The 20,896-nt window shown below is 68.8% G+C and carries 21 protein-coding genes and 3 tRNA genes; 13 read left to right on the forward strand and 11 right to left on the reverse strand.

All coding sequences use genetic code 11. The features are described 5' to 3' along the window. Nucleotides 1–4: 4 nt before the first annotated feature. Complete coding sequence (locus tag ACZ5RK_RS05070; RefSeq protein WP_464909914.1) at nt 5–241, reverse strand: hypothetical protein; 237 nt, start codon at nt 239–241, stop codon at nt 5–7. Between the two features lie 39 nt (nt 242–280). Between ACZ5RK_RS05070 and ACZ5RK_RS05075 the strand changes: the two genes are divergently transcribed. Continuing rightward, nucleotides 281–739, forward strand: coding sequence for a hypothetical protein (locus ACZ5RK_RS05075; protein ID WP_054647146.1), 459 nt, complete (start codon nt 281–283; stop codon nt 737–739). A gap of 174 nt (nt 740–913) precedes the next feature. Here the strand turns inward: ACZ5RK_RS05075 and ACZ5RK_RS05080 are convergent. Together ACZ5RK_RS05080 and ACZ5RK_RS05085 are read right to left on the reverse strand one after the other, a co-directional pair. Next, nucleotides 914–990, reverse strand: a tRNA-Ile gene (locus tag ACZ5RK_RS05080). A gap of 101 nt (nt 991–1,091) precedes the next feature. Beyond that, nucleotides 1,092–1,168: transfer RNA gene (locus ACZ5RK_RS05085), tRNA-Pro, on the reverse strand. Nucleotides 1,169–1,223: 55 nt separating this feature from the next. Between ACZ5RK_RS05085 and ACZ5RK_RS05090 the strand changes: the two genes are divergently transcribed. The 5 genes from ACZ5RK_RS05090 to ACZ5RK_RS05110 are packed head-to-tail and all read left to right on the forward strand — an operon-like array spanning nt 1,224 to nt 6,664. After that, entirely contained in the window at nt 1,224–1,541 is a 318-nt protein-coding gene (locus tag ACZ5RK_RS05090; RefSeq protein ID WP_054647145.1) for a cupin domain-containing protein, read from the forward strand. 42 nt (nt 1,542–1,583) lie between these two features. Next, nucleotides 1,584–3,749, forward strand: coding sequence for an ATP-binding protein (locus ACZ5RK_RS05095; protein ID WP_464909915.1), 2,166 nt, complete (start codon nt 1,584–1,586; stop codon nt 3,747–3,749). Beyond that, nucleotides 3,746–4,117, forward strand: a complete 372-nt coding sequence (locus ACZ5RK_RS05100; RefSeq protein WP_464909916.1) for a response regulator transcription factor — start codon at nt 3,746–3,748, stop codon at nt 4,115–4,117. Before ACZ5RK_RS05095 ends, ACZ5RK_RS05100 begins: the two co-directional genes overlap by 4 nt. Beyond that, on the forward strand, nt 4,101–5,240 hold the full coding sequence (locus ACZ5RK_RS05105) for a HEAT repeat domain-containing protein (RefSeq protein WP_464909917.1): 1,140 nt from the start codon (nt 4,101–4,103) through the stop codon (nt 5,238–5,240). The genes ACZ5RK_RS05100 and ACZ5RK_RS05105 overlap by 17 nt, the downstream gene beginning before the upstream one ends. Next, a complete protein-coding gene (locus tag ACZ5RK_RS05110) occupies nt 5,237–6,664 on the forward strand; it encodes a glycosyltransferase family 2 protein (protein WP_464909918.1) in 1,428 nt (475 codons plus the stop codon). The genes ACZ5RK_RS05105 and ACZ5RK_RS05110 overlap by 4 nt, the downstream gene beginning before the upstream one ends. Here the strand turns inward: ACZ5RK_RS05110 and ACZ5RK_RS05115 are convergent. Next, a complete protein-coding gene (locus ACZ5RK_RS05115) occupies nt 6,629–7,798 on the reverse strand; it encodes an MFS transporter (RefSeq protein ID WP_464909919.1) in 1,170 nt (389 codons plus the stop codon). The two genes, ACZ5RK_RS05110 and ACZ5RK_RS05115, sit on opposite strands and share 36 nt — an antisense overlap. A 36-nt stretch (nt 7,799–7,834) precedes the next feature. Between ACZ5RK_RS05115 and ACZ5RK_RS05120 the strand changes: the two genes are divergently transcribed. From ACZ5RK_RS05120 to ACZ5RK_RS05135, 4 genes are read left to right on the forward strand one after another with little or no spacing between them, the layout of a single operon-like run. Continuing rightward, nucleotides 7,835–8,689, forward strand: a complete 855-nt coding sequence (locus ACZ5RK_RS05120) for an NAD(P)H-dependent flavin oxidoreductase (RefSeq protein ID WP_464909920.1) — start codon at nt 7,835–7,837, stop codon at nt 8,687–8,689. A gap of 20 nt (nt 8,690–8,709) precedes the next feature. Next, nucleotides 8,710–10,416 (forward strand): FAD-dependent oxidoreductase, encoded by a 1,707-nt coding sequence (locus ACZ5RK_RS05125; RefSeq protein WP_464909921.1) that lies wholly within the window; start codon nt 8,710–8,712, stop codon nt 10,414–10,416. Between the two features lie 9 nt (nt 10,417–10,425). After that, nucleotides 10,426–10,920, forward strand: coding sequence for a hypothetical protein (locus ACZ5RK_RS05130; protein WP_054647372.1), 495 nt, complete (start codon nt 10,426–10,428; stop codon nt 10,918–10,920). Between the two features lie 25 nt (nt 10,921–10,945). Beyond that, entirely contained in the window at nt 10,946–11,560 is a 615-nt protein-coding gene (locus tag ACZ5RK_RS05135; RefSeq protein ID WP_054647373.1) for a TetR/AcrR family transcriptional regulator, read from the forward strand. A gap of 48 nt (nt 11,561–11,608) precedes the next feature. Here the strand turns inward: ACZ5RK_RS05135 and uvrA are convergent, their stop codons facing one another. After that, complete coding sequence (gene uvrA / locus ACZ5RK_RS05140) at nt 11,609–14,467, reverse strand: excinuclease ABC subunit UvrA (RefSeq protein ID WP_464909922.1); 2,859 nt, start codon at nt 14,465–14,467, stop codon at nt 11,609–11,611. A gap of 160 nt (nt 14,468–14,627) precedes the next feature. Between uvrA and ACZ5RK_RS05145 the strand changes: the two genes are divergently transcribed. Continuing rightward, nucleotides 14,628–15,659, forward strand: a complete 1,032-nt coding sequence (locus ACZ5RK_RS05145) for an SIS domain-containing protein (protein WP_464909923.1) — start codon at nt 14,628–14,630, stop codon at nt 15,657–15,659. A gap of 139 nt (nt 15,660–15,798) precedes the next feature. On the opposite strand, the gene ACZ5RK_RS05150 is transcribed toward ACZ5RK_RS05145, so the two are convergent. After that, entirely contained in the window at nt 15,799–16,128 is a 330-nt protein-coding gene (locus ACZ5RK_RS05150; protein ID WP_054647774.1) for a tRNA-binding protein, read from the reverse strand. Between the two features lie 44 nt (nt 16,129–16,172). Further along, nucleotides 16,173–16,249, reverse strand: a tRNA-Ile gene (locus tag ACZ5RK_RS05155). A gap of 61 nt (nt 16,250–16,310) precedes the next feature. Between ACZ5RK_RS05155 and ACZ5RK_RS05160 the strand changes: the two genes are divergently transcribed. Then, entirely contained in the window at nt 16,311–16,502 is a 192-nt protein-coding gene (locus ACZ5RK_RS05160) for a YgaP family membrane protein (RefSeq protein ID WP_054647773.1), read from the forward strand. Beyond that, a complete protein-coding gene (locus tag ACZ5RK_RS05165; protein ID WP_054647772.1) occupies nt 16,499–17,023 on the forward strand; it encodes a DUF402 domain-containing protein in 525 nt (174 codons plus the stop codon). Before ACZ5RK_RS05160 ends, ACZ5RK_RS05165 begins: the two co-directional genes overlap by 4 nt. Here ACZ5RK_RS05165 and ACZ5RK_RS05170 read toward each other — a convergent pair. The 4 genes from ACZ5RK_RS05170 to ACZ5RK_RS05185 all read right to left on the reverse strand — a co-directional run bounded on the left by ACZ5RK_RS05170 (nt 17,020) and on the right by ACZ5RK_RS05185 (nt 20,851). Further along, nucleotides 17,020–18,039, reverse strand: a complete 1,020-nt coding sequence (locus tag ACZ5RK_RS05170; protein WP_464909924.1) for a hypothetical protein — start codon at nt 18,037–18,039, stop codon at nt 17,020–17,022. The genes ACZ5RK_RS05165 and ACZ5RK_RS05170 overlap by 4 nt on opposite strands. Nucleotides 18,040–18,084: 45 nt before the next feature. Further along, on the reverse strand, nt 18,085–18,633 hold the full coding sequence (locus tag ACZ5RK_RS05175; RefSeq protein ID WP_054647706.1) for a LabA-like NYN domain-containing protein: 549 nt from the start codon (nt 18,631–18,633) through the stop codon (nt 18,085–18,087). Nucleotides 18,634–18,715: 82 nt separating this feature from the next. After that, on the reverse strand, nt 18,716–19,723 hold the full coding sequence (locus tag ACZ5RK_RS05180; RefSeq protein ID WP_464909925.1) for an NAD(P)/FAD-dependent oxidoreductase: 1,008 nt from the start codon (nt 19,721–19,723) through the stop codon (nt 18,716–18,718). Between the two features lie 96 nt (nt 19,724–19,819). Continuing rightward, nucleotides 19,820–20,851 (reverse strand): zinc-binding dehydrogenase, encoded by a 1,032-nt coding sequence (locus tag ACZ5RK_RS05185; RefSeq protein ID WP_464909926.1) that lies wholly within the window; start codon nt 20,849–20,851, stop codon nt 19,820–19,822. Between the last annotated feature and the right edge of the window lie 45 nt (nt 20,852–20,896).

A 20,896-nucleotide genomic window follows, 5' to 3' on the forward strand; every position in this document is an offset into this window, starting at 1 on the left:
TCCCTTAGGGCTCGCCCCCGAAGAGCTTTTCAAAGGCCGCCTTGTCCCCCTTCTTGGGGGCGAGGCGGTAGGTGCCTTCCTTTTCCTCCACCCTGCCCTCCTGCACCAGGGCCTTAAGGGTGTCCTGGAGCTCCTTACGGGAGAAGGGCTCCCCCTCCTCGTCCAGGTAGCGCTGGATCTCCTGGAAGGTGGCGAAGCGGAGGGCCTCGAGGGCGCGCATCACCCAAGCCTTGCGGTCCATGGCACCATCCTATCCCTCCCGCCGTGGCATCCTGGGGGTGTGGACCCCTACCGGGAGTACCAGGATTACGTGGTGGCCTCGAGGCTCCTCGTGGCCCAAGGCCTTTCCCTGGAAATCCTCTCCCTATCCCGGTACGCCCGCCTGCGCCTGAAGCGGCTGGAGCTTGTCCGGGAGGGTCGGTGGGGGGCTTTGGAGGCCCTGGACGAGCGCCTGCGCTATGGCTTTTGGACCAACCCTTGGCGGCTCAAAGAGGCCCTGAGGCACCTGGGCCATGCCCCTTATCTGGCCTCCCTCGAGGCCTTTGAAGGGCTCCTTTTCCCCGAAGAAAGGGCCCGGCTCCGCTACCCCGGCCAGGCGGGGGAGTACTACCTGGGGTTTTTGCGCCTTCCCTCCTTGGTGATGGACCCCCTGGCCTTTGAGGAAGCCTTGAAGGAGCAGGAGGCCCGCGGCGAGCGCCTCCCTCTTTTTCTGAACGCCTTTCACCGCGTTCTGGGCTGAAAGGGCGGCCCCCCACCCGGAGTGGCATCTCCTGGCGTGGCCAGCATGGGGGCCCCGGTAAAAGGTTCCTAGGCGGGCTTCCCCGGGCCGGCAGGGCGAAGGAAACCGGAAGCACGGGTATGAAAGGCCAGTCCCCCGGGAATCGGCACCCGGGGGATTTTCCCCTGCGCATCGTGGTGGGCGATGGTGGACTTGAACCACCGACCTCACGCTTATCAGGCGTGCGCTCTGACCAGCTGAGCTAATCGCCCCCGCACGCAACGCTTAGCATACCGAGAAGGCGTGCCCTCGTCAAGATGGAGGGCGTGGCCCGCCGAAGGAGGAAAACCCCGCCCTCCGAGGGCGGGGGCTTTGGTCGGGGAGGCCGGATTTGAACCGACGACCACACGCACCCCAAGCGTGTGCGCTACCAGGCTGCGCTACTCCCCGGCGCGCAAAGGTTAGTGTAGCCCGCCCCAGGCCCCCCGTCAAGTAGACTCGGGGCATGGAGATCCGGGACTTGAAGAGCCTGGTGCGCTACGACCCAGAGAGGATGGCCAAGATCCCCGTCTTCCATTCGGAAAGGATGTTCTACGACCTGTACGCCCTCCTTCCCGGGCAGGCCCAGAAGGTGCACGCCCACGAGGGTTCGGACAAGGTGTACTACGTGCTGGAAGGGGAGGTGGTGGCGCGCGTGGGGGAGGAGGAGGCCCTTCTGGCCCCGGGGATGGCCGTCCTGGCCCCGGCGGGGGTGCCTCACGGGGTGCGCAACGAGTCCGCAAGCCCCGCCCTTCTCCTGGTGGTCATGGCCCCCAGGCCCTAGGCTTTCACGGGACTTTCAAGCGCCTCTCCTAGACTGGGGGCGATGGTGCAGAACCCCCCTGGGGACCTGGCCTTTCTGTCGGACCTTCTGCGCCGCTACCCGGTGCAAGTCGCCTGGCGGGGGGTGGTTCTGCCCGAGGGCCCTTTGCGGGGAGAAAAACTCCTAGAGGAAGGGGAGGCGGCCCTTTATTGGACGGGAAGCCGTCCCCCGAGCCCGGAGACCCTGGAGGCCCTGCGCCTCCTCCTCAAGGCTTTCCAGGAGGTCTTGGCCCTGAGGGAGCGGGAGCTTTCCCTGCTGCGGGCCCAGGACGAAACGGCGAGGCTTCTTAGGCTTCTTCTCCACGAGATCAAGAACCCCCTCATGAGCGTCCTCGGGGCCTTGGAGCTCACCCTGGGAACCGAGGGCCTGCCAGAGGAGGCCAAGGAGCTTTTGGGGATCGCCGAGAGGAGCGCCCGGCGCATCCAGGAGCTTCTGCAAAAAGCCCAGGAGTACCTGAGGCTCGGCCAGGGGGTGCGGCTCAGGAGCGAGCGGGTAGACCTGAAAGCCCTCCTCCGTCAGGCGGCCGAGGAGGTCCGGCCCCTGGCCCGCCGGAAGGGCCTCGCCTTGCGGCTTGTCCTCCCCCGGGGGGAGGCTTGGGTCTATGGAGATCCGGACTGGCTCTACCAGGCGGTGCTCAACGTCCTGAACAACGCGGTGAAGTACACCCCGAAAGGGGGGCGGGTGGCGGTGCGGCTCCTCTTGGGGCGGGAGCGCTACGGCATCGCCGTGGCCGACACGGGGCCCGGCATCCCAAAGGAGGAGCAGGACAAGGTGTTTGAGCCCTTTTACCGGGCCTCCACCCGGGGGGAGGTGGAGGGGACGGGGCTGGGGCTCGCCCTGGTGAAGCGGGTCCTCGAGGCCCACGGGGGGGAGGTGCGCCTCAAAAGCCGCATGGGCCGGGGGAGCACCTTCCTCCTCCTGTTGCCGCGGCCTAGGCCCGGGCAGAGGGCCCCCGTGGGCAGGCTCCTCCTCCTGGCCCTGGCCCTCCTGGCCCTGGCCCGCCTGCCCCTCTACCCCGCCCCTCTGGGCTCCCGGGCCTTCGGGGAGGTGCCCGCGGGCGAGGTGGTGCGGCTTAGAGGCTTGGAGCTCGCCTTCGGCCCGGAGGCCCGGGGAGAGGCCAGGCGCTGGCGGAGCCTCTGGGGCGGGGGGGAGAGGGTGCAGATCGCCCTGCAAGAGGGGGGGGTGGAGGTGGTGCGGGAGGCCCCCGTGCCCCTCTTCCTCTCCACTCCGGAAGGGGAGGTGAGGCCTCTTGGCACCCACCTCCGCCTTTCCCGGGGGGAGCGGGGGCGGCTTTCCCTTTACCGGGGGGAGGTGGCCTTGGGCCGGGAGCGGCTTCCTTCCGGGGAGGGGGCGGTGCTGGGCACGGGGGTGCGCCGAAGGCTCCTTCCCGCCCCCCTGGTGCGCCCCGCGCCGGGCCCAGAGGGGGAGGTGGCCTTCCGCCTTCTCCTTCCCGAGGGGGCCCGGGGCTTCCGGGTGGAGGTGCGAAGCGCCGACGCCGTGGTCCTTTCCGCCCGGGGAGAGGGAAGCCTCTTCCTCTACCGGCCGAAAGGGGACCGGGTGAGCCAGGTGCGGGCCTTCGCCCTGGACGAGGTGGGCCTCGAGGGCTACCCTTCCGACCCCGTGCCCTTCCGGGAGCGGCTTAGCTTCCACGAGGGGAAGCTAAGACTGCCCCAGGACCCCAAGGGGGCGGAGGCCTTCCTGAGGCGGGCGGTGGCCGCCTTCCCCGACGACGCCGAGGCCATAGGGGAGCTCGCCTTCGCCCTCTACCTCCAGGGGCGGCACGCCGAGGCCAAGCCCCTTTACGAGAAGGCCCTGGCCCTCCTGGACAGTCCCGACCTTCGGGTGCGCTACGGGAGGCTCCTCTACCACCTAAGGCGGTACGGGGAGGCCGAGGAGAGTTACCGCCGGGTCCTGGCCCAAGACCCCGGCAACCTGGACGCCCGCTGGGGCCTGGCGGAGGTGGTTTTGGCCCTGGGCCGGGCCAGGGAGGCCGAGCTTTTGGCCCGGCAGGTGCTTGCCCTCAAGCCCGACTACCCCCTGGCCCGCTTCACCCTGGCCAAGGCCCTTTTGGAGCAGGGGAGGAAGGAGGAGGCCAAGGGGCTTTTGCGGGAGGAGCTCCGCCGAAACCCCGACCCCGAGGTGGAGGCCCTTTTGGCCCGGATAGAATGAGCGCCGTGGCGCGGGTGCTGGTGGTGGAGGACGATCCGGCGGTGGCGGCCATCCTGGAGGTGGCCCTGAGGCGGGCGGGGCACGAGGTCTTCTTGGCCCGGGACTTCGCCTCGGGCAAGAGGGCCCTGGAAAAGGAGGTTGACGCCGTGGTCCTGGACCTCAACCTCCCCGGGGGCTTCGGTCTGGACCTGTTGCGCCACCTGCGCCAGGAGCTCGGGAAGAACACCCCGGTGGTGGTGCTCTCCGGGCTCAAGCAAGAGCGCCATATCCTGGAGGCCCTCCGGCTTGGGGCCCAGGACTACCTCACCAAGCCCTTCAGCCCAAGGGAGCTCGTACTTCGCTTGGAGCGGTATGTGGCGGCGGGGTGAAGAGCTTTACGCCCTCTTGGTCTTCCTGGTGGTGGGCCTCGAGGCCCTGGCCCTGGGGCAGCTGGTGCTGGCCTTTTCCGCCCGGCTTTTTGCCCTCCTAAACACCCCCCTCGCTTACCGGGCCCTCCTCCAGGCCCTCCTCCTCACGGGCCTGGCCTTGGCCTTCCTTTCCGCCTACGTCCTCCTCTACCACGCTTACACCGAGGCTAAGGAGGGGCGGGACCGGAGGGCCTACGAGGAGTGGCTCCGGCGCTTTACCCGGGCCCTTTGGGCGGAGGAATCCCTGCCCCCGCCCCCTTGGCCGAGGCCTGCCCTGGAGGCCCTTTTGCACCTCCGGGAGATGCTCCGGGGAGAGCTTGCCGAGCGCCTCGCCCTCTGGCTTCGCCAGGCGGGCCCTCCCTGGGGAAGGGTGCTCCGAGGGCGGTTCTACTCCCGCCCTGCGCGCCTGGAGGCCCTGGAGGCCCTGGCCCAGGCCCGGCTCCCCGAGACCCTGGACCTGGTCCTCCCCTACCTGAAGCACCCGGACCCCGTGCTCCGCCTGGCGGCGGCCCGGGCCGGGGCCAGGATCGCCCGGGGGGAGGGGGTAGGGGCCTTGGCCCAGGCCCTATTGGAGGCGGGACTTCCCCGGGGGGCCCTCCTGGAAGCCCTTCTCCTTTTGGAGGACCGGGCCGAGGCGGCCTTGCAGCGCCTTTTGTCCGAAGGTGGGGGGGAGGAGCGCTGGGCGGCCCTGGAGGCTGTGGGCCGCCTCAAGCTCGCTTCCCTGGGAGAGGAGGTGGCCCGTTTCCTCCAAGACCCCGACCCCGAGCTGCGGGCGGCGGCTTTGCGGGCCCTTTGGCGCCTGGGCTTTGTGCCTTCGGGCCTGGAGGAGGTGGTTCTCGCCCACCTGCAGGCCCCCGAGGAGTACTTGCGGCTCCAGGCCACCAGGCTTCTTCCCCTCCTCGGGAAGACCCTGGCCCGGAGGGCCCTGTGGAAGGCCCTTTACGATCCCTCCTTTTACGTGCGTCGGGCGGCGGCCGAGGGGCTTAGGGAACTCGGCCTGGAAGCCCTGGCCGAGGCCGCCCGGGCCCACCCCGACCCTTACGGCCGGGCCATGGCCCAGCAGGTGTTAAGGGAGGCGGCGTGAACCTTCTTCACTCCCTGCTTTTCGCCTACCAGGTCCTCGTTCTCTGGTACTTCGCCCTCCTTAACCTCCTCTACGCCCTCTTCGCCCTCTTTGGCATCCGCATGGTGGCCCGCTACGCCCGGGAGCTTTCCGAACTGGCCCTTAAGGACCTTTTGGAGCGGGAGGCCTATCTCCCGGTTTCCATCCTCGTGCCCACCTACAACGAGGAGAAAACCATCGCCGCCTCGGTGCGCTCCTTCCTGGCCCTCCACTACCCGGAGTTTGAGGTCATCGTGGTGGCGGATGGGCCCAAGGACCGCACCCTGGAAGTGCTCAAGGAGGCCTTCCACCTGGTGCCGGTGGAGGCGGCCTTTCGCAGGGTGGTCCCCACCCAGCCCATCCGGGGGGTCTATCGCTCCCTCCGCTACCCCAACCTCCTGGTGGTGGACAAGGAGAACGGGGGCAAGGCCGACGCCCTAAACGCCGGGCTCAACCTGGCCCGCTACCCCCTCTTCTGCGCCGTGGACGCCGACAGCCTCCTGGACGCCCAGGCCCTCCTCCGGGCGAGCCGGCTCTTCCTGGAGGACGACCGGGTCCTGGCCGTGGGGGGGACCATAAGGCCCCTGAACGGGGCCGTGGTGCGGGAGGGGATGGTGGAGGCCCTGCGCCTTCCCGGGAGCTTCCTGGAGCAGATGCAGGTCATTGAGTACGCCCGGGCCTTCTTCCTGGGGCGGGCGGGCTGGAGCGCCATGGACGCCCTCCTCATCATCTCCGGGGCCTTTGGGGTTTTCCGCCGGGCGGAGGCCCTTAGGGTGGGGGGGTACCGCACGGACACCGTGGGAGAGGACATGGAGCTGGTGGTGCGCCTCCACCGCCGGGCCCGGGAGGAGGAAAGGGCGTACCGCATCCTCTACACCCCAGACCCCATCTGCTACACCGAGGTGCCCTCGGACTGGGCCACCCTGAGGCGGCAGCGGGACCGCTGGCACCGGGGGCTTTGGGAGGTGCTTTGGATTCACCGGGCCATGCTCTTTAACCCCCGGTACGGGCGGCTTGGGCTTGTGGCCATGCCCTACTTCCTGCTCTTTGAGGCCCTGGCCCCGGTGGTGGAGGTGGTGGGGTATCTGGCCCTTCCCCTTTTCCACTTTTTAGGCCTGCTCAACCCGGAGTTCGCCCTTTTGTTCCTTCTCCTGGCCGTGGGCTACGGGATCCTCCTTTCCCAGCTGGCCGTGGGCATGGAGACCTTACTCCTTAAGCGCTATCCCCGGTTCCGCGACCGGCTTTGGCTCCTCCTTTTGAGCGTGGTGGAGGGGCTCGGTTACCGCCAGGCCTTGGCTTTGGTGCGCTTTTGGGCCACCTTCCAGGTGTGGCGCAAGCGGGGGGTGTGGGGGGAGATGCGGCGCAAGGGTCTAGGGGCGGAAACGCCAGACCAGGAGAAGCCTTAGGCCCATGGAGACCAGGATGGGCAGGTGGTAGGGGCTTGGGCCCCCAGGGAGGCGGGCCACCTGGCCCGCCAGGAGGCTTCCGAGAAGCCCTCCTAGCCCCAAGGCCAGCCAGAAGAGGGCCAGGTATCCCCTGCGTAGGTTCTTAGGGGAACGGGCCAGGACCACGTTGACCAAGGCGGTGTTGAGGCCGCTCCAGGCCAGGGCGTCGGCCACGGCCGCAAGCCAGATGGGCCAGGGAAACGCCCGGGAACCGGAGAGCCAGAGAAGGGGCATCAGAGCGGCCACGAGCCCCGCGCGAAAGAGGACCGTTCCGTGGCCTTCCCGGTCGGCGAGGCGCCCCCACATAGGGCCGAAGAAAAGGCCGGAAACCGCCGAAACCACCGTCCAGAGGCCCACCTGGGTCATGGAGAGGCCGCCCACCCCGAGAAAGTAGGGCACCACGTAGGGCCCCCCCACCATCACCGCCAGGTACCAGGTAAGGACGAGGCCCAGGTAGCGGCGGTAGCCTCGGTCCCGCCAGGCGGCCTCGAGGGCGGGAAGGGGCGCCGGGCTGGCCGGGGGAGGAGGCTCGGCCTGCAGGCGGAGGAGGAGAAGGGCGAGGAGTCCCAGGGCTACCCCCAGGAGGAGGACGGCCTGGTAACCGGAGGGGGGAGGGAGGCGGTCGGCCACCGCCCCTCCCAAGAGGTTGCCCAAGGTGGCCACCAGGCCCAGGAGGGCGTTGCGCAGGCCAAAGTAGCGCCCCCGCTTTTCCTCCTGGACCAGATCGGCCATCCAGGAGAGCCAAAGCACCCCCACGGGAGCGGCGAGGAGCTGGGAAAGCCCGGCGAAGACCAGCAAGCCGGGTACCCGGTAGGCCTCCGGCAGGAAAGGCGCCAGGATGGCGGGCAGGAAGAGTCCCCGGCTCAGGAGGTTCAGACGCATGCTCCAGGCCTTGCGGCTTCCCTCCAGGAAAAGGGCCAGGGGAGCCAGAAGCTGGGCCAGGAAGGGAAGGCCCCCCAAAAGGGCCAGGGCTTGGGGGGAGGCGCCCAAGGCCAGGGCGTAGCCCGTGAGGATCACTCCCGTGCTCCAGTTGAGGAAGAGGACGGAAAGGGTGCCTTCCCAGATGGCGAGCCTTAAGGAGCGGCCCGGTTCCACCTCCCGATTATCCTTGAACCCGGTAAAATCTCCCCCATGGAGACCGCCATCACTAGGATGCTGGGGATCCGTTACCCCATCGTGGCCGCGCCCATGTTCCTGGTTTCCGGGGCCAGGCTTCTCCAGGCGGTGGCCGAGGCGGGGGGGATTGGGGTTATCCCCAGCCTCAACTTCCGCACCCACCAGGCTTTCCGGGAGTTTCTGGAGGGCTTTCCCCAGGGGGTGCCCTTTGGGGTTAACCTCATCCTGAAGGACAACCCCCGCCTCGAGGAGGACCTAAAGGCCGTGGCCGAGCGCAAGGTCCCCCTGGTGGTCACCTCCCTGGGGGACCCCACCCCGGTGGTGGAGCGGGTCAAGGCCTACGGGGGGGTGGTCTGGTGCGACGTGGTGGGCCTGAGGCACGGGAAGAAGGCGGTGGAGGCCGGGGCGGACGCCCTGGTGGCGGTGGCCTGCGGGGCCGGGGGGCACGCGGGGAGGGTGAGCCCCTTCGTCTTGGGGCCCTGGCTTCGGGAGGAGCTTGGGGTGCCCGTGCTCATCGCCGGGGGTATCGCCACGGGAAGGCAGCTTCTGGCCGCCTTGGCCCTGGGGGATGGGGCCTACATCGGCACCCGCTTCATCGCCACCCTGGAGTCGGAGGCGCCTTTGGAGTACAAGGAGGCCCTCCTCCGGGCCTCTCCGGAGGACGTGGAGTACACCCCGGAGGTCACCGGGGTGCCCGCCAACTTCCTTAAGGAGTCCCTGGAGCGCTTCCGCCAGGGCGGGGGCAAGGCCTGGAAGGAGGTCTACTCCGCCGGGCACGGGGTGGCCTTCCTCCGGGAGATCCCCTCCGCCAAGGAGGTGGTGGCCCGGCTGGTGGCGGAGTACCAAGAGGCCAAGGAGCGCCTGCCCTAAGGCCCCCCGTTCTGGAAAACATGCGCGCCTTGGCGTTGTCCCTGGGTTTGGGCCTGGCCTTGGCCCAGTACGACCTCCTGGTCTACGGGGCCACGCCCCAAGGGGTTACGGCCGCCGTGGCCGGGGCCCAGGAGGGGCTTAGGGTCCTCCTCCTGGAGCCCGGGCGGGGCGTGGGAGGGGTGCTCACCCAAGGGTGGCTCGCCACCCTGGACCTGGCCAAGGACCGGGAGGGGCTTCTGCAGGGGGGGCTTTTCCGGGCGTTTTACCGCTCTATCGGCCAGGAGGCCTCCTTTGACGTGGAGGCGGCGGAAGGGGCTTTAGGGGCCATGCTCCGCGAGGCTAGGGTGGAGGTGCGCCTCGAGGAGCCCATAGACCGCCTGGAGCGGGAAGGCCCAAGGCTCCTCGGCCTCGCCACCCCCCGGGGGACCTACCAGGCCCTCTACTTCGTGGACGCCACCGACACCGCAGAGCTGGCTTTCCGCGCCGGGGCCTCCTTCACCCTGGGCCGGGAGGACACGGGGCTGGACGGGCGGAGCATGGCGGCCACCCTGGTGTTCCGCCTGGAAGGGGTGCCCTGGGGGGCGGTCTTTCTGGCGCTGAACTACGAGGGCCAGGTGCGGCGCACGGGGGCCGGGGCCTGGGGCCGGAGCGGCTGGGGCTTCGGCCAGCTGGTGCGGGGGTACGCCCCCTCGGACCCGGGCCGCTATGTCCTTCGCGGCCTGAACCTGGCCCGCCAGGACGACGGGAGCCTCCTGGTGAACGCCCTTTTGGTCTTCGGGGTGGACGGGACGGACCCCCTGGCCCTGGAGCGGGTGCGGGCCGAGGCGGCCCTGGAGGCCGACCGGGTGGTGGCCTTCCTCCGGGAACGGGACCCCTTGGTCTTCGGCACCGCCCGGCTCGCCGGGGTGGCCCCAAGCCTCTACATCCGGGAAAGCCGCCACCTTAAGGCCCTCTACCGCCTGCGGGCCGAGGAGGTTCTCCTGGGCAAGGACTTCCCCGACGCTGTGGCCCTGGGAGGGTATCCCTTGGACGGCCAGGCGTATTTCCCCGGGGAGACCCCCTACCTTCTGGGGACCCCGGCCCCTTACGGGGTACCTTTCCGCGCCCTGGTCCCCCGGGAGCTCGTGAACCTCCTGGTGGTCTCCCAGGCGGCCGGGTTTGACAGCGTGGCCGCCTTCTCTGCCCGGGTGGTGCCCCTGCAGATGGCCCTGGGGGAGGCGGCAGGGGTGGCGGCGGCCCTCCTGCGCAAAGCCCCCCAAGCGGGGCTGGAGAAGACGCCTTGGTCCGACTTCCACCAGCTCGCCAAGAGCCCAACGGGCCTTGGGGCCTTGCGTAAGCGCCTCCTGGAGCGGGGGGCCCGGCTTTCCTCCCCGGAGAAGGGGCAGGTGGAGGCCGGGGCCAGGGGCTTCGGCCAAGCCGTGAGCCTCCTCAGGCGGGGCCTGTTCGCCGCTCCTTACTACCTGAAGGGGCGCTTGGGGCTTTCCGAGCCCATGCTGCTGGGGGACTTCCTGGCGAACCTGGAGCATTACCACCGGGCTAAGGGCCCGGAGGACCGCCTGCGGGTGGTGCTGAAGGCCCGGGAGCTTTACCGGGATGACCTGCAAAGACCCCTCCAGCGGGCGGTTCTCAACACCCTCCTCCAGGCCTTGGGAGAGAAGGACTGGCCGGGAGAGGAGGTCCTGACCCGGGGGGAGGCGGCGGAGCTCCTTTACCGCCTTCTGCCATAATGGGCGAAGGTGCTTGCGGTCCTGCTCCTGCCAAGCTTTTCCGAGCTGGAGGCGGCTTTGGCCCTGGAGGCCGCCCGGCGCCTGGAGATCCCCGCCTACACCGTGGCCAAGGGACGGAAGGGCACGGAGGGCCTGGCGGGCTCGGTGTGGACCCCCACCTACGCCTTTCCCGCGGCCCCGCCCCCCAGGGCCCTCCTCATCCCGGGGGCCAGGAGGCCTGAGCGGCCGGCCCAGGACCCCACCTGGCTCGCCTTTTTGGAAGAGGTTTGGGAGGGCCTCGAGGCCGTCTTTTTGGGCTACAACGCCCACCTTTTCCTGGCCGAGGCGGGAAGGCTTCCCAAGGAGGTGGCGGCCCCGGGGGAGGTGGCGGAGGCCCTTCGGGTCCGGGGCCACCGAGTGGTGCCTGGGGGCTTCCACCGGGAGGGGAAGGTCTACGCCACCCAGGGCGGCCTTGCCCTGCTTCCGGCCCTCTCGGACTGGGTCGGCAAAGCGATTGAGCTTTGAGTTTGTACGGAAGTACACTTACCCCATGGGCGTCAGGGAGTACCAGAAAAAGCGCCGTCGCGACCGGATCTTCCAGGCGGCTATGAACCTTTTCCGCCAGCGCGGCTTCCAGGCCACCACGGCCACGGACATCGCCAAGGCCGCCCACGTTTCCCGGGGGACCTTCTTCAACTACTACCCCTACAAGGAGGCGGTCCTTCTGGAGTACGGGAGCCTGCTCCTTTCCCGCCTCAAGGAGGAGGTCAAGAGGCGGCTGGCCCAGGGGATGGACCCCCTGGCCATCCTCCGCTTCCTTCTCCAGGAGGTGGCCAAGGCCACCGAGGAGGAAAAAGACCTCCTCCTTCCCCTCCTTTACGAGCTCTTAAACCCCGACCCCGTCCGGGCCAGGGCCGCCTTTGAAGCCCTTCCCCTGGGGGACCTCATCGCCGAGGTCCTCAGGCCCTTGCGGGAGAAGGGAGCGGTGCGCCAGGACCTTTCCCTGGAGCGCATGGGCCGCACCCTGGCCGACCTCTACTTCCTCGCCGCCCTGCGCTGGGCCGCCTACACCCCCCACCGAAGCCTTTCCGAGGAGCTGGAGAAGTCCCTTGCCCTGGCCTTGGAGGGGATCCTCGCCCGGAGCCCCAAGGGGGCCAGGACCTAAAGCCTGCCTAAGGGCCCCCATGCTGGCCCAAGCCAGCATGGGGTGGTATCAGTCCGCCGCCACCCTTAGCCTCTCGGCGATCTCGGGGATCTTGGCAAGGAAGGCTCCCGTGGGGCTTCCCGAAAGGGCCACTTCCTCCGGGGTCCCCTCGGCCACGATCTCCCCGCCCCGGTCTCCCCCCTCGGGCCCCAGGTCTATCACCCAGTCCGCGGTCTTCACCACGTCCAGGTTGTGCTCAATGACCACCACGGTGTTCCCCGCCTCCACCAGGCGGTGGAGCACGGAGAGGAGCTTGGCCACGTCGTCAAAGTGGAGGCCGGTGGTGGGCTCGTCCAGGATGTAGAGGGTGCGGCCCGTGGACTTGCGGCCGAGCTCCGTGGCCAGCTTGATCCGCTGCGCCTCGCCCCCCGAGAGGGTGGGGGAGGGCTGGCCCAGGCGCATGTAGCCCAGGCCCACGTCCACCATGAGCTGGAGCTTGCGGGCGATGGTGGGGACGTTCTGGAAGAAATCCAGGGCTTCCTCGGCGGTCATGTCCAGGACGTCGGCGATGCTCTTGCCCCTGAGCTTTACCTCCAGGGTTTCCTTGTTGTACCGCTTGCCCTTGCACACCTCGCAGGGCACGTAGAGGTCGGGGAGGAAGAGCATCTCAATCTTCACCGTGCCGTCCCCGCCGCAGGCCTCGCACCGCCCCCCCTTGACGTTGAAGGAGAAGCGGCCTGGGCCGTAGCCCCGCTTCCTGGCCTCGGGGGTCTTGGCGAAGAGGTCGCGGATCTCGTCAAAGATGCCGGTGTAGGTGGCGGGGTTGGAGCGGGGGGTGCGGCCGATGGGGGACTGGTCAATCTCAATGACCTTGTCCAGGTGCTCCACCCCTTCCAGGCTCTCGTGGGCCCCCGGGGTGGCCTTGGCCCGCATGAGCCTTTGGGCCAAGGCGGCGTAGAGGACGTCGTGGATGAGGGTGCTCTTGCCGCTTCCCGAGGGGCCGGTGATGGCCACGAAGCGGCCCAAGGGGATCCTCAAGGTGACGTTTTTCAGGTTGTGCTCCCGGGCCCCCTTGAGCACGAGCCACTTGCCGTTGCCCTTGCGGCGCTCCTTGGGCACGGGGATTTTCTTGTCGCCCCGTAGGTAGGCGGCGGTGAGGCTCCGGGGGTTTTGCAGGATGGCCTCGAGGGGACCCTCCGCCACCACCTCCCCCCCGTGGATCCCCGCCCCCGGGCCCATGTCCACGATCCAGTCCGCGGCCCGCATGGTCTCCTCGTCGTGCTCCACCACGATGAGGGTATTCCCGAGGGCCTGGAGCCGCTTCAGGGTGGCGATGAGGCGCTGGTTGTCCCGGGGGTGGAGGCCGATGCTGGGCTCGTCCAGGACGTAGAGCACCCCGGTGAGGCCCGAGCCCACCTGGGTGGCCAGGCGGATCCGCTGCGCCTCGCCCCCGGAGAGGGTGTTGGCCGCCCGGTCCAGGGTGAGGTAGTCCAGCCCCACCCCCACCAGGAACCCCAGGCGTTCCACGATCTCCCGCAGGATGGGCCTTGCGATCTGGGCTTGGAAGGGGGGAAGCCTTTCCTCCAGGTTCTGGAAGAAGTCCAGGGCCTCCCGCACAGGAAGGGCCGAGACCTCGGCGATGTTCTTGCCCGCCACCCGCACCGAGAGCACCTCCTTCTTGTAGCGGGTCCCCCCGCACACCGGGCAGGGCTTCAGGGACATGAACCCCTCCAGGGCCTCCCTTACCCCCTCGGAGTCCGCCTCCTGGTAGCGCTTTTCCAGCCAGGGGATGACCCCTTCGTAGTGGACCTCCACCCGGAAGGTCTCCTTGCCCCCCCGGCGGAAGACCACCTCAAAGGGCTCCGGAAGCCCGTAGAGCACGGCCTTTTGGGCGGTTTCGGGAAGCTCCTTGAAGGGGGTCTTGAGGTCAAAGCCCAGGTGCTCGGCCAAGGCCCTCAGCCGGTCCCACAGGTAGCTCCGCCCCGTGTCCCGCCCCCGGGACCAGGGGAGGATGGCCCCCTCGGCCAGGGAGAGCTCGGGGTTGATCACCAGGGCGGGGTCAAACTCCTGCTTGTAGCCCAGGCCCGAGCAGGCGGGGCAGGCCCCGTAGGGGGCGTTGAAGGAGAAGATGCGGGGCTCCAGCTCCTCCAGGACCGAACCGTGCTCCGGGCAGGCGAACTTCTCGGAGAAAAGCTCCTCCTCCCCGGTGTCCGGGAAGAGGACCCGCAAAAGGCCTTCCCCCCGGAGGAGGGCGAGCTCCACCGCCTCGGCGATGCGGGGGCGCTCCTCCTCTCTAAGGACCACCCGGTCAATCACCAGGTCTATGTCGTGCTTCTCGTACTTCTCCAGGTTCAGGCCCTGGGCCTCCTCCAGGAGGTAGATGACCCCGTCCACCCGCACCCTGGCGTAGCCCTCCTTGATGAGCTGCTGGAAGAGCTTCTTGTACTCCCCCTTCCTCCCCCGCACCAGGGGGGCCATGAGGATGGCCCGGGTGCCGGGGGGGCGCTTGAGGAGGCGGTCGGTGATCTCGCTCGCCGACTGCTTCTCAATGGGGCGGCCGCACTCGGGGCAGTAGGCCTGGCCCACGCGGGCGAAGAGGAGGCGGAGGTAGTCGTGGATCTCCGTGACCGTGCCCACGGTGGAGCGGGGGTTGTGGCTCGTGGTCTTCTGGTCAATGGAGATGGCGGGGGAAAGCCCTTCAATGCTCTCCACCTCGGGCTTGTCCATCACCCCCAGAAACTGCCGGGCGTAGCTGGAGAGGCTTTCCACGTAGCGCCTTTGCCCCTCGGCGTAGAGGGTGTCAAAGGCCAGGGTGCTCTTCCCCGAGCCCGAGACCCCGGTGATGACGATGAACTTGCCCCGGGGGAGCTCCAGGCTGATGTTCTTGAGGTTGTGCTCCCTCGCGCCCCGGATGAGGATGCGGTCCATCCGTGGAAGTATACCACTCCTCCGGGGAAGGGAGTAGGGCCTAGGCGCAGGCGGGGATACCGCCCCGTGCCGGCTTGCTTCGGCGTGGGGACCCCGGAAAACCCCCCCAAGGGCTTCCCCTCCTTGGTTTGGGGGAAGGGCGCACTTTTATCATGGAGTCATGCCCTCCTGGACCTTGCGGGAAGCTGAGGAGGCCCCCATGGTGGTGGAGCGCCTCCTTCGGGAGAACGAGCCCGAGGTGCGAAGCCTCGCCCGGTTTCTCCGGCGGAAGGCCCCCGCCTTGGTCCTCACCGCCGCCCGGGGAAGCTCGGACCACGCCGCTCTCTTCGCCAAGTACCTCCTCGAGGCCCGCCTCCTCTGGCCCGTCCTCTCCCTGGCCCCCTCCGTCCTCACCCTCTACGGGGCGAGGCCAAGGGTCCCCCACCCGGCCCTGCTTCTGGCCTTCAGCCAAAGCGGGGAAAGCCCCGACGTGGTGGAGGCGGTGCGGGCCTACCGGGGGCTTGGGGTCCTCACCGTGGCCTTGGTGAACCGGACGGAAAGCCCCTTGGCCCAGGCGGCGGAGGTGGTCCTCCCCCTCCACGCCGGGGAGGAGCGGGCGGTGGCAGCCACCAAGAGCCTTCTCGCCATGCTGGCGGCCACGGCCCAGCTTCTCGCCCACCTCCTGGAGGAACCCCGCCTAAAGGAGGCCCTTCCCGCCCTGCCGGAGGCCTTGGCGAAGGCCTTGGCGGTGGAGGGGAGCTTGGAGTATTTGGAGGAGGCGGAGAACCTCTTCACCCTGGGGCGGGGCTTTGCGTATCCGGTGGCCCTCGAGGCCGCCCTCAAGCTCAAGGAGGTGGCGGGCCTCCACGCCGAGGGCTTTTCCGCCGCCGAGTTCCTCCACGGGCCGCAGGCCCTCTTGGAGCCGGGCTTTCCCGTGCTGGCCTTGGTCCAGCGAGACGAGGCCCTGGAGGGGGTCCTGGCCACCTTGGAGGGCCTAAAGGCCAAGGGGGCCCATCTTTTGGTCCTTTCCCCCGAGCCCGAGGCCCTGGCCCTGGCCCACACCCCCTTGCGCCTCCCGGTGGCCCTGCCCCCGGAGCTTACCCCCCTCCTCCTGGCCCAGGGCCTTTATCCCTTGGCCGAGGCCCTGGCCCGGGCCCGGGGCCTGGACCCGGACCGGCCCCGGCACCTCGCCAAGGTGACCCGCACCCGTTGAGTGCCCGCGCCTTGGTTCTGCGGCCTGTAAGCCCCTACCTAAAGGCCCAGGAAGGGTCTTTTCGGGGCCCTTTGCCCTACCGGCTCGGGGAAGCCTGCCTAGGGGCCCCCATGCTGGCTTGGGCCAGCATGGGGTGGTATTAGAAGACCTTCCCCCCCAGGGGCACCTCCCGGTCGGGGGCGAGGAGGACCACCCGCCCCGCCTCGTCCGCCACCCCCAGGACCAGCACCTCCGAGGGAAACCCCCCGATGACCCGGGTTCCCAGGTTCACGGCGCAGACCACCAGGCGGCCCTCGAGGTCCTCCGGGCGGTAGAGCTCGGTGATCTGGGCCGAGCTCCTCCTCACCCCCAGGGGGCCCAGGTCTATCCAGAGCTTGTAGCTGGGCTTCCGGGCCTTCTCGTGGGGCTCGGCCCGGAGCACCCGGCCCACCCTCAGGTCCAGAAGCCCGAAGGCTTCCAAAGGCTCCATGCCCTAAGTGTGCGGAAAGGCAAAGCCCCCGGCAAGGGGGCCTCTGGTGGGCCGTGCAGGACTTGAACCTGCAACCAACCGGTTATGAGCCGGCCGCTCTCACCGATTGAGCTAACGGCCCACGCCGAAGGCTCATTGTAGCACAGGGGCTTGCGGGTATACTATCGGTTAGGAGGTGAACCATGACGGTGAACGAAAGCACCCCCGATCGGGTGATCCGCTTTGTCCTGGCCCTGGTCCTCTTCTACTTCGCCTTCCAGTCCGCTTCCCCCTGGAACTGGATCCTGGGCATCGTGGCGGTGGTCTTGCTTTTCACCGCCATCACCGGCTTCTGCGCCCTTTACCGGCTTCTCGGGATTAGCACCAAGCGGTGAGCTTCCCCGTGGCCCCCGGGGAGCGGGTACGGGTGGAGTTCTACAAGTTCCCCGGGGATCGGCTCCACTACTTTTGGGAGGCCCAGGTGGTGGAGGTGCGGCCCGAAGGGGTCCTCACCCTTCTCCCCCAGGGTGGGGTCTTTCACCATGTGGCCAAGGGGAAGGCCGTGGTCCTGGACCACGACGCCTACGTGGCCTTCTTCCCCGGGGCCTGGTACTCCGGGGGGCCCGATGTGCGGGAAGGGCGGGTCTTGGAGTACTACTGGAACGTGCAGACCCCGGCGGAGTGGACGGGGGAGGGCTTTCGCCAGTACGACCTGGAGCTGGACGTGCGGTGCCGCGCCGACCACACCTGCCAGGTCTTTGACCGGGAGGAGTTTTGGGCCAAGCGGGCCCTTTACCCGAAGACCTGGGTGGAGGAGGCGGAAAGGGCCCTTCAGGCCATCTTCCGCCACGTGCGGGAGGGGCGTTGGCCGGTCCTGCCCCCGGGGGAGCCCCTCCCCTGGATGGAGCGGCCTTAGGGAGTAAGCCCGGGAGTGGGGGAGGGGCGGGGCTCGGGGAGCCCTGGGCCCCAGGCCCTAAGGGGAAGGAGGCGGTGGTCCTGGAGGGTCCAGCGCCCTTCCAGGACCACTTGGTAGAGGAGGCCCTTGAAGAAGCCGTGGAAGCTGTCCTCCCAGGTTTCCAGGTTCTGGGCCCTGAGGGGGTAGTTGTGCCAGGCGGGGCCCAGGTAGTACAGCCAGGGGTCTTCCAGGGGGCGGGTGTCCTCCGGGGGGAGGGAGAGGAGGGCGTTGAAGTAGCCGCGCAGGCGGCTTGCGGTGAAGAGGAGGTTGAGGTAGGGGTCCTTGAGGGCCTCCCGGGCTTCGGCCTCCGTGTGGGGAAAGGGCCTTAAGGGGTCCCAGGCGCCGAAGCGGAGAAGGCGGGCCTTCTGCTTGAGGGCGTCCTCCCAGCTCATCTGGGCCAGGCCCAGGGTGCGGCTTAGGGGGGCCTGCCCTTGGGTATCGGCCAGCCCTTCGGCCAGGGTGTCCGCCACCTCCCGCACCCCCCGGGAGAGGCCCAAGGCCTTATCCCCTCCGTACTGCTCGTTGTCCACGATGGCCGCCAGCACCCCGTAGGGAAGGCGCAGGGCGGAAGCGGCGGCCCGGATTTCCCGGGCGTGGGGCAGCACGTGGTGGGGGGCGGTGGGCAGGCCCTCCAGGTGGACGGGGCGCCCCCGCACCGCCTGGCCTATGGCCAGAATCCAGCGGTGGGCGGCCTTCAGGGCGTCTTCCGGACGGGCGAAGGCCGAGCGCTTGCCGGAAAGCTGGTTCCGAAGCTCCAGGCGTAGGAGGCGGTCGTAGGCCCGGGCGGCCTCCTCCCCTAGGAGGAGGTGAAGGCTAGCCTTATGGCTTAGGTGCAGGGCCACCCATACTTCCCGCTCCTCGGGGGGGTAGGGGAGGAGGTCCCGGAGGCTGGGGGAGGGGGGCGGGGCAGGGGCTTGGGGTGGGGCAAAGACGAGGAGGAGAAGAAAGAGGAAGGCGGGCCAGGGGCCTAGGGGCATGGAGGAAGCGCCTCTTGCCTCTCTCCTGAGAGCCCGCGGGGGCGCCTAGGTGTCCGGCTCCTCGGCCGGGGCAGGGGGCATCTCCACCGTGGCCTCGAGGGGATACCCGGCGTAGGTGCGCCGCCCCCCCATGGTCCTTTCCAGCACCTCCCGCCACTCCGGGAGGTTCAGGAAACGGTCGGCCTGGTTGCGAAGCTCCAGGTCGGCGAGCTCATGGAGCCCCAGGAGGTAGAGTTCCTTGCCCAGGGCCCTTAGGGCTTGGAAGGTGTGCACCAGGTCCCCGGAGCCGCTGGCCACGATGGCCCGGTCCCAACGGGGGGCGGTGGTGAGGAGGTCCGTGGCCATCATGGCCTCAAAGCGGGCCTCTCCCCGCACCAGGCGGCTCCGCACCGTGTAGCCCATGAAGACCAGGGCGTCGATGAAGCGTTGCTGGCGTTCGTCCTCGGGGTCGGTGATGGGCACGTAGTAGAAGGCGTTGTAAAGCTGCTCGGGGGTGGCGAACTGGGTGATCACCCGCCGGTGGTCCACGTTCCAGCCCAGGCGCTTGGCCGCCTGGTACATGAAGGACCCATCAATGAAAAGGGCAACCCGCATATGCCCCCATCTTAAGGAACCCTCTGCCTTTTCGCCAGGGAGGGAGAGGAAAGGCCGCCTCCCTCCGGGGCAGGCCTTTCCCTTAGGCGGGGGCCTTCTCCTCGCTCTTCTCCGAGGAGTGGCCGGGGTTTACCTTCAGGGCGGGGTTGGCGTAGGCGGCGGCGTGGTTGGCGGCGATGGCCGCTTCCCCGAAGCCCAAGACGATGAGGGGGAGCTTCCCAGGGTAGGTGACGATGTCCCCGCAGGCGTAAACCCCAGGGAGGCTGGTGGCCATGGTGGTGTCCACCTTGATCTTGTTCTTCTCCAGCTCCAACCCCCAGTTGGCCAAGGGGCCGAGCTTGGTGAGGTAGCCGGCAAGGATCAGCACGGCGTCCACCTCCAGCTCCACCTCCTCCTGGGTCTGGTTCTGGAAGATCACCGCCTTCCTCACCCAGGCCTCCCCCTCTATGCGCCGGACCTCGTAAGGGGTGAGGACGCGGAGGCGCTCCTCCTCATGGGCCTTCATGAGCTCCTTGACGCTGGCCTCGTGGGCCCGGAACTGGGGCCTGCGGTGGATGAGAGTAATCTCCTGGGCGGTGCCCAGGAGGTTTAAGGCCCAGTCCACGGCGCTATCCCCCCCGCCCACGATGAGGACCCGCTTTCCCTGGAACTCCGCCTTGCTTCTCACGGCGTAGTAGACGCCCTTCCCCTCGAGCTCCCTCTCCCCCGGGGCCCCCAGGCGCCGGGGTTCAAAGGCCCCCACCCCAGCGGCGATGATCACCGCCTTGGCGGTGAAGGTGTTCCCCAAGGAGGTGGTCACCCGGAAGAGGTCCCCTTCCTTGGAGAGGGTTTCCGCCCGCTCCCCCAGGTTGTAGAGGGGGTTGAAGGGGGCTACCTGCTCCACCAGGCCCTTCACCAGGTCCTTGGCGTAAACCTTGGGAAAGCCCGCCACGTCATAGATGTACTTTTCCGGGTAGAGGGCCGATAACTGCCCCCCGGGCTCGGGCAAGGGATCCAGGAAGCGGAAGGAAAGTCCCCGCATGCCCACGTAGAACCCCGCGAAAAGCCCCGCGGGCCCGGCGCCGATGATGATCACGTCCGTGTGCTCCATGGCCCTACCTCTTCCCGCATTCTAAAGGCTCCTTCTTGGCCGAAGGGAACGGGGTCCTCTTAAAGGGACAAACCTCACGGCCCGGGATGGCCGGCTTCACCCCACCCGGAGGACCACCTTGCCGAAGACCCGCCTCTCCTCCAGGAGGCGGTGGCCCTCGGCGGCCTCCTCCAGGGGGAGGATCCGGCCCACCACGGGCTTAAGCCGCCCGTCCTCCACCAGGCGCAGGATGGGGAAGAGGCGGCTTTTGGAGGCCATGGTGGAGCCCAGGATGGAGAGCTGGCGGAAGAAGACGTGGGCGAAGGGCAGGGTGCCCTCGTACCCCGAGGAGGCCCCGGCGATGGCGATCCGGCCCCCGTTGGCGGTGGCCCGGATGACCCCTTCAAAGTACAGGGCCCCGGTGTGGTCCACCACCTTGTCGGCTCCCTTGCCCCCGGTAAGGCGGCGTACCTCCTTGGGCCAGTCGGGGTGGGTGTAGTTCACCACCTCGTCCGCCCCCAGCTCCCGGGCCTTCCTTAACTTCTCCTCGGAGCCTGCGGTGGCGATGACCCGCCCCCCGAAGAGCTTGGCGATCTGGATGGCGGCCACGCTGACCCCGCTTCCCGCGGCCATCACCAAGACATCGTCCCCCGGCCGTACCCCTAGCTTATCCACCACCATCTGCCAGGCGGTGAGGAAGGTGAGGGGGATGGCGGCGGCCTCCTCAAAGGAGAGGTTCTTGGGCTTGGGCAGGAGGTTGACCTCGGGGACCACCAGGTACTCGGCGTAGGCGCCAAAGCGGTGCTCCCCCAGGATCTCGTAGTGGGGGCAGAGGTTGTCCTCGCCGGCCAGGCACCGCTGGCAGCGCCCGCAGGAAAGCCCGGGGTTCACCACCACCTCGTCCCCCGGGGCGAAGGCGGTGACCCCCGGGCCCACGGCCTCCACCACCCCGCTGGCGTCCGCCCCCAGGATGTGGGGCAGGGGAAGCCTGGGGCTCGCCACGCCTTTGCGCACCCACACGTCCAGGTGGTTTAGGGCCGCGGCCTTGACCCGGATGCGCACCTCCTTGGGGCCGGGTTCCGGGGTGGACACCTCGGCCAGCTTGAGGACCTCGGGGCCGCCTCTGGCTTCCATCACCACGGCTTTCATGTCGCCTCCTTATGCCAGGGATTTTCCCACGGGCGCTTCCTGGGG

This window comes from Thermus kawarayensis JCM 12314, from assembly GCF_055393575.1.